Origin of the sequence: Cryobacterium sp. M23 (genome assembly GCF_002929655.1) — a bacterium.
GTDB classification, from domain to species: domain Bacteria; phylum Actinomycetota; class Actinomycetes; order Actinomycetales; family Microbacteriaceae; genus Cryobacterium; species Cryobacterium sandaracinum.
This window is the reverse complement of sequence record NZ_PJJV01000075.1, coordinates 70,264-83,109: the sequence shown is the minus strand read 5'-3', so window position 1 is coordinate 83,109 and position 12,846 is coordinate 70,264. Positions and strand designations below refer to the sequence as shown.

General features: G+C 68.1%; 17 protein-coding genes. 14 read left to right on the top strand and 3 right to left on the bottom strand.

The features are described 5' to 3' along the window. Position 1 precedes the first annotated feature (1 nt). The 9 genes from aroC to CXY82_RS11310 all read left to right on the top strand — a co-directional run bounded on the left by aroC (position 2) and on the right by CXY82_RS11310 (position 7,421). Complete coding sequence (aroC, locus tag CXY82_RS11345) at positions 2-1,207, top strand: chorismate synthase (protein WP_104171053.1); 1,206 nt, start codon at positions 2-4, stop codon at positions 1,205-1,207. Positions 1,208-1,225: 18 nt separating this feature from the next. Beyond that, complete coding sequence (locus CXY82_RS11340) at positions 1,226-1,741, top strand: shikimate kinase (RefSeq protein WP_199180940.1); 516 nt, start codon at positions 1,226-1,228, stop codon at positions 1,739-1,741. Next, positions 1,738-2,844, top strand: a complete 1,107-nt coding sequence (aroB, locus tag CXY82_RS11335; RefSeq protein ID WP_104171025.1) for a 3-dehydroquinate synthase — start codon at positions 1,738-1,740, stop codon at positions 2,842-2,844. The genes CXY82_RS11340 and aroB overlap by 4 nt, the downstream gene beginning before the upstream one ends. Before the next feature lie 194 nt (positions 2,845-3,038). Next, a complete protein-coding gene (locus CXY82_RS11330) occupies positions 3,039-3,590 on the top strand; it encodes a GAF domain-containing protein (protein WP_104171024.1) in 552 nt (183 codons plus the stop codon). After that, the gene (locus tag CXY82_RS11325) at positions 3,539-4,159 is read left to right on the top strand and encodes a hypothetical protein (protein ID WP_104171023.1); all 621 of its coding nucleotides are present in this window, start codon (positions 3,539-3,541) and stop codon (positions 4,157-4,159) included. The genes CXY82_RS11330 and CXY82_RS11325 overlap by 52 nt, the downstream gene beginning before the upstream one ends. A 222-nt stretch (positions 4,160-4,381) precedes the next feature. Continuing rightward, the gene (locus tag CXY82_RS11320; RefSeq protein ID WP_104171022.1) at positions 4,382-5,902 is read left to right on the top strand and encodes an aldehyde dehydrogenase family protein; all 1,521 of its coding nucleotides are present in this window, start codon (positions 4,382-4,384) and stop codon (positions 5,900-5,902) included. Positions 5,903-6,042: 140 nt separating this feature from the next. Further along, positions 6,043-6,447 (top strand): DUF779 domain-containing protein, encoded by a 405-nt coding sequence (locus CXY82_RS11315; RefSeq protein ID WP_104171021.1) that lies wholly within the window; start codon positions 6,043-6,045, stop codon positions 6,445-6,447. 93 nt (positions 6,448-6,540) lie between these two features. Further along, the gene (locus CXY82_RS17065) at positions 6,541-6,843 is read left to right on the top strand and encodes a hypothetical protein (RefSeq protein WP_146069114.1); all 303 of its coding nucleotides are present in this window, start codon (positions 6,541-6,543) and stop codon (positions 6,841-6,843) included. Between the two features lie 77 nt (positions 6,844-6,920). Continuing rightward, positions 6,921-7,421, top strand: coding sequence for a histidine phosphatase family protein (locus CXY82_RS11310; RefSeq protein ID WP_146069113.1), 501 nt, complete (start codon positions 6,921-6,923; stop codon positions 7,419-7,421). A gap of 413 nt (positions 7,422-7,834) precedes the next feature. Here CXY82_RS11310 and lepB read toward each other — a convergent pair whose 3' ends face one another. Both lepB and CXY82_RS18605 read right to left on the bottom strand, forming a co-directional pair. Then, positions 7,835-8,569 carry a signal peptidase I gene (lepB, locus tag CXY82_RS11305; RefSeq protein WP_104171019.1) on the bottom strand — a complete coding sequence of 245 codons (735 nt, stop codon included), beginning with the start codon at positions 8,567-8,569 and terminating at the stop codon, positions 7,835-7,837. 128 nt (positions 8,570-8,697) lie between these two features. Continuing rightward, positions 8,698-8,874 (bottom strand): DUF1508 domain-containing protein, encoded by a 177-nt coding sequence (locus tag CXY82_RS18605; RefSeq protein ID WP_158252179.1) that lies wholly within the window; start codon positions 8,872-8,874, stop codon positions 8,698-8,700. A gap of 185 nt (positions 8,875-9,059) precedes the next feature. Between CXY82_RS18605 and cyoE the strand changes: the two genes are divergently transcribed. The 5 genes from cyoE (at position 9,060) to CXY82_RS11280 (ending at position 12,609) form a co-directional block, all read left to right on the top strand. Further along, a complete protein-coding gene (gene cyoE / locus CXY82_RS11300; protein ID WP_158252050.1) occupies positions 9,060-10,010 on the top strand; it encodes a heme o synthase in 951 nt (316 codons plus the stop codon). A 46-nt stretch (positions 10,011-10,056) separates the two neighbouring features. Beyond that, a complete protein-coding gene (locus CXY82_RS11295) occupies positions 10,057-10,506 on the top strand; it encodes a type II 3-dehydroquinate dehydratase (protein WP_104171017.1) in 450 nt (149 codons plus the stop codon). A 110-nt stretch (positions 10,507-10,616) separates the two neighbouring features. Continuing rightward, a complete protein-coding gene (gene efp, locus CXY82_RS11290) occupies positions 10,617-11,177 on the top strand; it encodes an elongation factor P (protein ID WP_104100509.1) in 561 nt (186 codons plus the stop codon). Continuing rightward, positions 11,177-11,596 carry a transcription antitermination factor NusB gene (nusB, locus tag CXY82_RS11285; protein WP_104100510.1) on the top strand — a complete coding sequence of 140 codons (420 nt, stop codon included), beginning with the start codon at positions 11,177-11,179 and terminating at the stop codon, positions 11,594-11,596. Before efp ends, nusB begins: the two co-directional genes overlap by 1 nt. A 23-nt stretch (positions 11,597-11,619) precedes the next feature. Continuing rightward, entirely contained in the window at positions 11,620-12,609 is a 990-nt protein-coding gene (locus tag CXY82_RS11280; RefSeq protein ID WP_104171016.1) for a DUF4190 domain-containing protein, read from the top strand. A 17-nt stretch (positions 12,610-12,626) separates the two neighbouring features. On the opposite strand, the gene CXY82_RS11275 is transcribed toward CXY82_RS11280, so the two are convergent. Next, positions 12,627-12,836: a hypothetical protein gene (locus CXY82_RS11275; RefSeq protein ID WP_104171015.1), complete on the bottom strand. Its 210-nt coding sequence runs from the start codon at positions 12,834-12,836 to the stop codon at positions 12,627-12,629. Positions 12,837-12,846: the final 10 nt, after the last annotated feature.

Genomic DNA, 12,846 nt, shown 5'->3' with positions numbered 1-12,846 from the left:
CATGCTTCGTTGGCTCACCGCCGGAGAGTCCCACGGCCCCGAACTCATCGCCATTGTCGAAGGTTTGCCCGCTGGAATCCCGGTTACTCTAGATGCGATCCGCCTCGATCTGGCACGCCGCAAACTCGGCTACGGCCGAGGCGCGCGCCAGAAGTTCGAGCAGGACGAACTGAACATCTCGGGCGGCGTGCGCCACGGCCTCACCATGGGCGGACCGGTTGCCCTGCGGATCGGCAACACTGAATGGCCCAAGTGGGCCGAGGTGATGAGCCCCGCACCGGTGGAGACCACGTCCGCGCGCGGCCGCGGCGCCCCCCTGACCCGTCCCCGGCCCGGCCACGCCGATCTGGTCGGCATGCAGAAGTACGGTTTCGGCGAGGCCCGCCCGGTACTGGAGCGCGCCAGCGCCCGGGAGACCGCGGCACGCGTCGCGCTGGGCGCCGTCGCCCGGTCGTTCCTGGCCGAGCTTGGCATCACCCTGGTCAGCCACACCCTGTCAATCGGGCCGGTTCGCGTGCCCGTCGACGCCCCGCTACCGCTACCCGGCGACGTCGACGCCCTCGACGCCGACCCGCTGCGCTGCTTCGACGCCGTCACCTCCGCCCGGATGGTGGCCGAGGTCGACCTGGCCCACAAGGAGGGCGACACCCTCGGCGGGGTCGTCGAGGTGCTGGCCTACAACCTTCCTCCCGGACTCGGTTCGTTCGTGCACTGGGACCGCCGCCTCGATTCGCAGCTGGCGGCCGCGCTGATGGGCATCCAGGCCATCAAGGGGGTCGAGGTCGGGGACGGTTTCCTGACCACCACCCGGCGCGGGTCGGAGGCGCACGACGAGCTTGTGCAGGCCGACGGTCGCATCCAGCGGGTCAGCGACCGGGCCGGCGGCACCGAAGGCGGCATGAGCACTGGAACCGTGTTGCGCGTGCGCGCCGGCATGAAGCCCATCTCCACGATCCCGCGCGCCCTCCGCACGGTTGACGTGGCCACGAGCGAGGCTGCCCCCGCGCACCACCAGCGGTCGGATGTCTGTGCCGTGCCGGCCGCCGGCGTGGTCGCGGAAGCCATGGTCGCTCTGGTGCTGGCCAACTCGGTCCTGGAGAAGTTCGGTGGTGACTCCATCGTGGAGACGCGCCGCAACCTGGATTCCTACCTGGCCGGCATGCCGGCGAATCTCCAGACGGGCGCGTCCAGCGACGCTTCCCTTTAGAGGCGCCGGAGAACCACGATGGCCGCGCCGACGCATCCGATCCTGCCCCTCGTCTTCATCGGTCCCATGGCCGCCGGCAAGACCAAGATCGGCCGGAGAGTGGCGAAGTCCCTCGATGTGCCGTTCATCGACACCGACCACCGCATCGTCGCCCTGCACGGGCCGATCACGGACATCTTCGGGCAGCACGGTGAAGAGCACTTCCGGGTGCTCGAACGCCAGGCCGTGGTGCAGGCCCTCACCGAGCAGGCCGTGGTCTCGCTCGGCGGGGGAGCCGTGCTCGACGAGGAGACCCAGGCCGACCTTGCCGAGTGCTCCGTGGTGTACCTGAGCGTGTCCGCTCGAGCCGTCGGGGCCCGGATCGGCGGGGCGAAACGGCCGCTGCTCACGGGCGGAATCGCCGATTGGAAGCGCATCTACGCCCTCCGGCGCCCGATCTATGAGGCGCTGGCCGGCATCCGTTTCGACACCTCGCACCGTCCCCTGGGCGCCATCGCTGATGACGTCGTGAAATGGACCAAGAAAAGATCATGACCGGAGCACCTGTGCCTGATTCCACCGAGCCCGCCACCACCGTCATCACGGTTACCGGCGCCGACAGCTACGCCGTTCTGATCGGTCGCGGCCTCGTCGACGACGTCGTCGAACAGCTCGGCCCGAAGGTGGCGAAGGTGCTCATCGTGCACACCTCACACCTGGGCGCCCGCGCCGTCGCCCTGCGCGAGAGCCTGCTCGGCAGATTCGAGGTGCTGATCGCCGAGGTGCCCGACGCAGAGGCTGCCAAGCGCGTCGAGGTGGCCGCGTTCTGCTGGCAGGTCATGGGTCAGGCCGACTTCAGTCGTACGGATGCCGTGATCGGCTTCGGCGGCGGCGCCGTCACCGACCTGGCCGGCTTCGTCGCCGCGACCTGGCTCCGTGGCGTGCGCCTGGTGCAGATCCCGACCAGCGTGCTCGGCATGGTCGACGCCGCCGTCGGCGGCAAGAACGGCATCAACACCGCCGAGGGCAAGAACCTTGTCGGCACCTTCTACGCGCCCGCCGCCGTCATCTGCGACCTGGACGTGCTCGACGACCTGCCGCGCAACGAGATCCTGGCCGGCTTCGCCGAGATCGTGAAGGCCGGGTTCATCCAGCTGCCCGAGATCCTGGACATCGTCGAAGCGGATGTCACGGCCGTCACCGACCCGCACACCCCGCAGTTCCGGCGCGTGCTCGAACTCGCGATCGGGATGAAGGCCCGGGTCGTGGGGGAAGACTTCAGGGAGTCCGGCCTGCGTGAGATTCTGAACTACGGGCACACCCTCGGCCACGCCGTCGAGCACGCCGAACGCTACGGCTGGCGGCACGGGGCGGCCGTTGCCGTCGGCATGATGTTCGCGGCGGAGGTCGCCCGGCTGAGCGGCCGGCTCTCGGACGAGGCCGTCGACCGGCACCGTCGCATCCTCGAATCGCTCACCCTGCCCACCACCTATCCGGTCGGCCGCTGGAGCACCCTGCTCGCCACCATGCAGCGCGACAAGAAGACCCGCAGCGGCATGCTGCGATTCATCGTGCTCGACGACATCGGGAAGCCGACCGTGCTCGAAGGACCGGACTCATCGTTGTTGTTCGCCGCCTACCAGGAGATCGGCTCCTAACCATTCGCGCCGCATCGGTGGGCCCAGACTGATTCCCAGACCGGCGCAGCCGGTCGCCGCTGACCGGAGCCTTCGGAGGTTTCAGGACGAGTCCGTGGATCGTCCGTGCGGCCGGTGAGAGCGGAGGCGGAGACTTCGCGAACCTGGCGGCGGCCCATGAGGCGGCAGTCACGGAACGGTTCATCGGTCCGGGCGTGCGCAAGCTGGTGCAGGAGTCCTGGCAACGGTCGCTCGCCCTCAGCCTTGATCCGCTGAGGCTCGTCCCCGAACACGAACTCAGCTCCGACGAGCGACGCGAGCTGCGCGACCGGCATCCGCTGGCCGCCGTGCTCCCGGTCGTGCACAACCTGCTCATCCGGCACGCCTTCCACTCCGGCCTGATCGTGGCCATCGGTGACGAGTTCGGCCGCCTGCTCTGGATCGACCGGGACCGAACCGTGCGGAGTAAGGCGGAGGGGATGCTGTTCGTCCGGGGGTCGGACTGGTCCGAGCGCCGGGTCGGCACGAGCGCGCCGGGCACGGCCCTGGCCCTCGATCACGGAATCCAGATTCAGCGGGCCGAGCATTTCAACCAGTTGGCGCATCCGTGGAGTTGCACGGCCGTGCCCATCCACGACCCGCATTCCGGCTCCATCCTCGGCGTCATCGATATCACGGGCGGCGACGAGGCGGTAGCCCCGCAGACTCTCCGCTCGTGGAGGCGGCCGTCGCGGCCCTGGAAGCGGAACTGCGCATCCAACGGCTGAGCGTGGCCGCGGACCCACCCACGGTGGCCCGATTCTTCGGATCGGCGCCGCCGGCCGCTCCGGCGCGGCCGTGCCCGGTCCGGTTGGCGGTGCTCGGCCGTGACCACGGCCGGCTCGACAGCGCCGGCGGCCCGGTGGAGATCAGCCCCCGGCACGCCGAGATCCTCACCCTGCTGGCGTGGAACCGGGACGGGCTCTCCGCCGACCGGCTCTCGCTGCTGCTCACCGACCAAACCAACGCGGTCGACAACCTGCGTGCCGAGATGGTGCGGCTGCGCGGGGTGCTCGAGCAGACCAGCCCCCGTATCGGCATCGCCTCCCGGCCCTACCGGCTCGAGACATCCGTCGAACTGGACGCCCAGCGCGTGCTGGCATCCCTGGAGCGCGGCGCGCACCGGGTGGCGTTGGGGGCTTACCGGGGGCCCGCGCTACCGAGCTCGACCGCGCCGGGAATCGTCCAGATCCGCGCCGAGATCTCTGCGCGGCTCTGGCAGGCCATGCTCAGCGACGCGTCCGCCGAACTCCTGCTGGAGTACGCCCCGCACCGACGAGGCCACCTACGACGCTGAGGTCTGGCGCGCGTGCCTCGAACTGCTGCCGGCGCGGTCGCCGAAGCGGGCATCCGTGGTCGCCCGGTTGAACCGAGTCGAGGACGAGCTGCGCCCCGACGGCTCCGCGGCCCCCGCCCGCAATATCCCGCAACGCTGAAGCAACGTTCTCCTTCCTAGGATCATGGTCCAGGTCCGCGTCCCGCGGTTCCGCACCGACGACGTCGTCGACGAGGAGACATCATGACCGCCTATTCCAACCCCGGAACACCGGGCGCCCTCGTCACCTTCAAGCCCCGCTACGAGAACTGGATCGGCGGCGAGTGGGTCAAGCCCGTCAGGGGCCAGTACTCCGAAGACATCTCGCCCGTCAACGGGAGGCCGTTCGCCAAGGTGGCCCGCGGCATTGCGGAAGATATCGAACTGGCCCTGGACGCCGCGCATAGTGCAGCGCCGGCGTGGGGCAAGACCTCGTCGACCGAGCGCGCGGCCGTGCTCAACAAGATCGCCGACATCATCGATGCGAACCTCGACCTGCTCTCGGTCGCCGAGACCTGGGAGAACGGCAAGCCGGTGCGCGAGACGTTGAACGCGGACATCCCGCTCTGTTCCGACCACTTCCGCTATTTCGCTGCCGCCATCCGCGCCCAGGATGGCGACCACGCCGAGCTGGGCGGCGACATGGTCTCCTACCAGTTCCACGAGGAGCTCGGCGTTGTCGGGCAGATCATCCCGAGGAACTTCCCGCTCCTGATGGCCGTCTGGAAGCTGGCCCCGGCCCTGGCCGCCGGCAACGCGATCGTGCTGAAGCCGGCCGAACAGACCCCGGTGTCGATCCTCGTGCTGATCGAACTGATCGGCGACGTGCTGCCGCCGGGAGTGCTCAACGTCGTCAACGGTTTCGGCATCGAGGCCGGCAAGCCGCTCGCGTCGTCCAATCGTATCCGCGAGATCGCGTTCACGGGAGAGACCTCGACCGGGCGTCGGATCATGCAGTACGCGAGCTCCAACATCATCCCGTCGACCACGGAGCTCGGCGGAAAGAGCCCCAACATCTTCTTCGGCGATGTCGCCCAGGAGAAGGATGCGTTCTACGACAAGGCCCTGGAAGGGTTCGTGCTTTTCGCGTTCAACCAGGGCGAGGTGTGCACCGCGCCCAGCCGGGCGTTGCTGCAGAAGCCGATCTACGATAACTTGCTGAGCGACGCCGTCGAGCGCACCCATGAGGTCATCCAGGGCAACCCACTCGACACCGCGACCCAGGTCGGCGCGCAGTCCAGTAACGACCAGATTGAGAAGATCCTGTCCTACATCGACATCGGCAAGCAGGAGGGTGCGAAGCTGGCGATCGGCGGCGAGCGGGTCGACCTCGGCGGTGAGCTGAGCGGAGGCTACTACGTGCAGCCCACCATCTTCGAGGGACACAACAAGATGCGCCTGTTCCAGGAGGAGATCTTCGGCCCGGTGCTCGCGGTCACCAGCTTCACCGACGACGACGCCATCTCGATCGCCAACGACACGCTCTACGGTCTCGGGGCCGGGGTCTGGTCCCGCAACGGCAACATCGCCTACCGGGCGGGGCGGGACATCCAGGCTGGCCGCGTCTGGGTGAACAACTACCACGCCTACCCGGCGGGGGCGTCGTTCGGCGGCTACAAGAGCTCGGGCATCGGCCGGGAGAACAACAGGCTCGCGCTGAGCGCCTACCAGCAGACGAAGAACCTGCTCGTGTCCTACAGCGAGAGCGCCCTGGGCTTCTTCTAAACCGCGGTGCCGGTCCGGCTTGCGCTGGAGCACAAGCCGGACCACACGCAGCACCTCACCGGGGTCGAGGCTCAGGGGACCGTCGAGACACGAGTCCTCGGCGGCCTTCGGACCCGGCCCGCAACCAGAAGTGAACGGCCATGCCGGAGGCAGGCGTCACCGCATCGATCACCATCCCGGGGGAGACGATTCCGCGGGTGGCGCTCACCGCCGTCGCGGTCAAGCTGCTCCGCAGCCTCTGGGACGAACACGGTCCACTGATGTTCCACCAGTCCGGGGGCTGCTGCGACGGCTCCTCACCCACGTGCTATCCGGACGGCGAATTCATCACCTCGGACCGTGACGTACTCCTCGGCCGACTCGACATCGCCCCATCGGGAGAGGCCGCGCAGCCGATCGACTTCTGGATGTCGGCCGAACAGTTCGACTACTGGAGCCACACCTTCCTCACGGTCGACGTCGTTCCCGGCCGCGGATTCTCCGTCGAAGCGCCGCGCGGTGTGCGGTTCCTGCTGCGCTCCCGGCTGATGGACTCGTCCGAGTAGTCCGTGCTCACGGAGTCCTCTCCTCCACCGCTCCCTCCCGGGCCCGGCCTTGTGGACGGGGACCGCGACGGATGTCCGCGCGTCCAGTCTGGGTTGCATGACAACCCCTCTGCGCGTCGAAGACGCTGCCCCAGTGACCACGACCGAGCAGGCGCGAGACCGGGTGGCCGACCTCGTGCGGTCGGTCGGCTCCTGTCCGAGCACGGCCCGTGCGGCAGCGTCATCCTCACCCTCGAGCGACCGGGCACCGCGGCGCTAACCGCGCCCGGCCAGGCCTGGGCCCGGGAACTCGCCGAATCCTTCGGCAAAGTGGTGCGCATCACGGGCATGTTCGTCGCCCACGACGAGGGCGTCTGCGAACTCCCGGCCACCGTCGTGGATGCAGTGGCAGACTGACAGGATGATGATCAGCGGTGAGCGATTCGAAAGTGTCAACGCCTGTGTTGCCGGCCGGGTGGGCGCGGGGCCGGTCGATGCCTGAACGCACCCTGATCCTGTTGCGGCACGCCAAGTCGGACTGGGCGGGCGGCCAGGCCGACGTCGACCGGCCGCTGGCAAAACGTGGGGTGCGGCAGGCGCCGCTCACCGGAGCGTGGCTGTCCCACAGCGGCTACCGCATCGATCTCGCGGTCGTGTCACCGGCGGAGCGCGCGCGGGCCACCTGGGACCTCGTGGCGGCCGAGTTCGAGAGCACTCCGCCGATCCGTGTCGACCATGCCGTGCATGCAACCTCGGCCGGCGAACTGCAGAGCATTGTTCGGGCGCTGCCGGGCACCGCGCACACCGTCGTCCTGGTGGGCCACAATCCCGGCCTCGAGGATCTGGCCACCGCTCTCGCCGGCACGACCGTGTCTCTGCCGACCTCGGCTTTCGCCGTGATCGGCTGGGAGGGTCCCTGGTCGTCCGCCGGAGAGTCCCCGGCGGCCCTCCTGGCCCAGGGCCGGCCGCCCAGGGTGAACGCGCCTCCTCGCTAGCGGCGCAGGGCTGCTTGAACGCGCCGAGAAAGAGGACGACCGCGGCTGCAACCGATCCCGTGGTCAGGCCGCGGGGCACGCCACGACGTTCCAGGGCGTTGCGGAGCGTCGGGAAGCGCGCCAACGGATGCCGGTGCTCTCGCGCCGGGAGGCACTCGAGGGTGCCAGCGCTGGCATCTGCTTCTGACTCGTCGTCTCGTCGTATCCGGCTTGTGCGACGCTGGCCAGACGGCGCTTTTTCGCCGACGTAGTCCCACGAAGCGCGACCGCATGGAACTAACGAATTCGACGGAGATTTTGCGCAATCTGGCACGGTTTGGCCGGTTTGGGACGCGTGGGGCCAAAATCTCCGAAGAATTCGTCCGAGACTGGGGGACTGGTTTTGGGGCGGGGGCGGTGTCGGGGGCGGCGGGTCAGCCGCCGAGCCAGGACCAGTGGCTGAGCGGCCAGTTGATCACGAACGCCCGACCGACCACATGGGAGACGGGCACGAATCCGTTGCCGGGTGTGTCTGTGTGCAGCCGGCTGTCCGCCGAGTTGTAACGGTTGTCGCCCTCGACCCAGAGACCGCCGGCTGGCACGGTCACGGAAAAGTCGTACTCCGACGTTCGGATGGCCCCGGGCGGCAGCTTGAGGTAGGGCTCGGTGATCGGCTCGCCGTTGACGGTGGTGCTGCCCACCGCGTCGCAACAGGCCACATCGTCGCCGGGGAGGCCGATGACGCGTTTGACGAGGTGGTCATCGGAATCCGGAACCCGGAGGCCGGCCTCAGCGGCGAGCCACTGGATGCCGTCGACAACGGTGTTCCCTGCCTCGATCGGGGCTGGCTCGACCGGACCGAGCCATCCGCCGGGATCCCTGAAAACGACGATGTCGCCGCGATCGATGTCGACGACGTCGGGGACGAGCTCGTTCACGATGATGCGGTCGTCGATCTGCAGGGTGTCCTGCATCGATCCGGTCGGGATGTAGAACGTGCGGATCAGGAATGCTTCGGTCAGAAACGAGACGACCAGGGCGCTGGCCAGGATGACGAGCAGGTCTCGGAGGACGCGACGCCTCCGTGGTGTGCGGGCGTTGGCGCTACCCGACGCAGATCCGCGCCAGGCGGCGCGGGGCCGACGACCCGCGCTCTCGTGGTCTGTCAATTTCTCCCCTGACGTGACGCGTGGTGGGCCAATTCGACCGATGCAGGGCGACTGCAAGGCCAGGGTGAGCAGAACGCGGTTGCACCCCTGTCGCCACGGGGATGACGGCGCGGAGACAGGCGATGGCCTCAGTGCGTGCGGCGGCTGCGTGGGCTGACGTTGGAGCGCAGAGAATCAACTTTTTTCCGGGCCTCGTCCTCCGTGCAATAGGTCTCCGGCGACGGGATGCTCTGCCCGTTGTCCGCGGAGAAACAGAATCGGTAGCGGCCCGACTGGTCCCGATAGATGGTGAATCTTCCGGCCATGTCACACCATTGTCCTTGGCCTGGCGCCGACCAAACGACCGGCTTCGACACCCTACCGCCCTGGATCAGCGCCGGATAGAGGCACCGCGGCGCGCGCCAGTGTGATGTCGGCCGGCACGGGTCGTGCACAGATTCGGCGGCATATGATTGATCACGACCGACGACCCGATGGGAACCCTTTCCGCATGACTGCGCGCGTACCATTCTTCGTTCGCAATCGGGTGGACGGCACCGACGGGGCTCTCGCCGGCCGGGCCGACGGCACGGGCATCCGTGACACGGTCACGCGGTACTACTCCCTGACCAAACCCGGCGTTCTCTACGGCAACGCGTTGACAGCCGCGGCGGGCTTTCTCCTCGCGGCCCGGGGCCAGGTGGATCTTTTCCTGTTCGCGGCTCTCTGCCTGGGTACCACGCTCGTGATTGCTTCGGCCACCGTGCTCAACAACGTGCTCGACCGCGACATCGACACGGTGATGGAACGCACGAAGAAGCGGGCCACGGTCACCGGCCGCATCGGCGTGCGCAACGCGGTCACCTTCTCAAGCCTGCTGTTCGTTTTCGGCATGGCGACGCTCATCGCCTGGACGAACTGGCTCGTCGTCGCCGTCGGCCTGGGCGGCTTCCTCGTCTATGTCGTGCTCTACGGCATGCTGTCCAAGCGCATGTCGATCCACGGCACCCTGGTCGGCAGCGTCTCGGGCGCAGCGCCCATCCTGGCCGGCTACGTCGCCATCACCGGCGCCATCGACATCGCAGCCGTGCTCGCCTTCCTGGCCGTGTTCCTCTGGCAGATGCCCGAGTTCTATTCCATCGCCATCTACCGCCACGACGAATATGCCCGCGCCGGCGTGCCCGTCATCTCCGTGGTGCGGGGCGTCCCGAAGACCACAGTTCAGATCCTCGTCTACACGGTCGGATTCGTTGTCTCCACCCTCCTCTTGTCGGTATTCGGCTACGTGGGCTACGTCTATACGGCGGTCATGGGCGTGCTCGGCGCTTACTGGATCTGGCTGGGTGTCATCGGCCTGCGCGCCGCCGATCCCGCCGCCTGGGCCAGGCGCATGTTCCGCTACTCGCTGGTGATGATCCTGGTGTACTGCGTGATGATCTCGGTCGGGCCGATCCTGCCCTGATCCTGCCCTGGCCTTCGGCGCCCGCGTACTCCTTTAGGCTGTGGGAATGAGTACAGTTCTCGTTCTGAACGGCCCGAACCTGGGGCGGCTCGGCAGTCGCGAACCCGACGTTTACGGGTCGGCCGACCTCGATCAGCTGCGCGCGATGCTGACGCGGGCCGCCCCGGCGGGGATGACGGTCGACGTGCGCCAGACGGATGACGAGGCCGAGCTCATCCACTGGCTGTACGAGGCCGTCGACGAGCGCATCCCCGTCATCCTGAACCCGGCGGCGTTCACGCACTACAGCTACGCGCTGCGGGATGCGGCCGCTCTCGTGACGAAGGCCGGCGTCACCCTGGTCGAGGTGCACCTGTCCAACCCGCACGCCCGGGAAACGTTCCGCCACACGAGCGTCGTCAGCGCCGTGGCCACCGGGGTGATCGCCGGGTTCGGCTTCGATTCCTACCGTCTGGCCCTGGACTTCATCGCGAGGTCGGTGCCGGCGACCGCCTGACCGGCCGGGTCTCGCGCCTTTGGTGCGCGGGCTGCGGGCAACTACACTCAATGATGGCCGAATCGGCCGCGCACCTTTCTAATTGAACCCAGTGAACGGAACACATTTTCATGGCATCAACCGCCGATATCCGGAATGGCGTCGTGCTCAACATCGATGGCCAGCTGTGGGCAGTCACCGATTTCCAGCACGTCAAGCCGGGCAAGGGCGGCGCCTTCGTCCGCACCAAGCTGAAGAACGTCGTGACGGGCAAGACCGTCGACCGCACCTTCAACGCCGGCGCGAAGATCGAGACCGAGAACGTCGACCGCCAGGACTTCCAGTACCTGTACGCGGACGGCGACTCCTACGTCTTCATGGACGTGTCCGATTTCGATCAGCTGCACGTGCCGGCCGTCGTTGTGGGCGACGCCGTCAACTTCATGCTCGAGAACCAGAACGTGACGATCGCCCTGCACAACGGCAACCCCCTCTACGTCGAGCTGCCGGCCTCCGTCGTTCTCGAAATCACCTACACTGAGCCGGGCCTTCAGGGCGACCGCTCAACCGGCGGCACCAAGCCGGCCACCGTCGAAACGGGCTTCCAGATCCAGGTTCCCCTGTTCCTCGAGCAGGGCACCCGAGTCAAGGTCGACACCCGCACCGGGGACTACCTGGGCCGCGTCAACTAGTGAGCGCTCGGACCAAGGCGCGCAAGCGTGCGATCGACATCCTGTATGCCGCAGACGTGCGGCAGAGCACCATCCCGGAGTCGCTTGCCCTCGAGGCGCAGCGCGCCGCGAGCGAGCCGGCCCGGATGGCCTCCTGGCTCTACGCCCGGGACATCATCGACGGCGTCGTGGATCACCGCGAGGAGATCGACGAACTCATCGAGACGTACTCGCAGGGCTGGACGCTGGCTCGCATGCCCGTCCTCGACCGCGCCATCCTGCGCATCGGCATCTGGGAGATCCTCTTCAACGACGCCGTCCCGCACGCTGTCGCCATCGACGAGGCGGTCGAGGCCGCCAAAATCCTGTCGACGGATGACTCGGCCGGATTCGTGAACGGACTCCTCGGGCGCATCGCCCAAACCGCACCATCCGCGTAATCCGTTCTGCCAGGGGGGAACGCATGACCAACACCGAGCCCGCACCGCCCCGCGCCCCGGAGCCGTATCCGCCGGCCTACGGACAGTCGCCCTTCCCGGCTGCGCCGAAGACGAACACACTGGCGATCATCTCCCTGGTGTCGGCGTTCTTCGTGTCCCTGGCGGCCGTGATCACCGGGCACCTCGCCCTGGGGCAGATCAGGCGCACCCATGAAGGCGGCCGGGGTCTGGCGATCACCGGGCTCGTTCTCGGCTACGTGGGCATTGCCGCCACAACCCTGGCGCTCGTGATCGCCCTCGTCGTCACCGCGACCGTGATTCCGCTCATCGCGGCGGCCGTGAACGGAGCCGTGGGCGACCAGCCGTGGAGTTCGTCCACGAGCGAGCCGCAGGCGGATGAGGCGAACGGGGATGCGTCGCAGGAAGCCCTGCCCACCGGCACCGTCGGCGCGGCCCACTTCGACGACGGCTACCTGTCGGTCGGCACCGGCGCCGCGCTCGTCGACGTCTACTTCGACCCGATGTGCCCGTACTGCCGGCAGTTCGAGGAGACGAACGGCGGCGAGCTGGCTGCCCTCGCCTCTGACGGGACCATCACCCTGCGGCTGCACTCGCTCACTTTCCTCGACCGGGTCTCGCAGGGAACGGCCTACTCGACCAGGGCATCCGCCGCGCTTACCTGCCAGGCCACCCTCAACCCGGAGAACCTGCTCGCCTACCAGGCGGCCCTGTTCGCGAACCAGCCCGCCGAGAACACCGCGGGGCTCGGCGACTCGGAGCTCGCGGCCCTCGTCGACAACCCCGTCGACATCGACGACTGCCTCGCGGCCGGCGAGTACCAGGCCTGGTCCCGGGCCAACACCGAGCAAGCCCTGAACGGCGTGATTGCGGATGCCGAGATCACCCGGATCCGGGGCACGCCGACCGTGCTCGTCAACGGCAGGGTCTACGACGGCGGACTGACCGACCCGGCGGAATTCCTGGACTTCCTCAGTAGCAACTCGGTCGGCTGAGCTCAGCCGCGAAGGTCTCAGGTGGAGACCGTGATGCCGGCAACGGTGCCGGCGATGAAGGATGGCCAGACCGAGCGCATAGGGGTGGTGCCCTGCAGCTGCAGGGTGACGTCGAGGTCCGTGAATGCCCACCGCTGGCTGCTGACGGCCAGGGCGCTCACCTCGGACGCGGACGGGGATGGGCCCGGGGACCTCTCGATGTTCTTCTCGCTGCCCTGGGGCGACATGGCGTCGTCC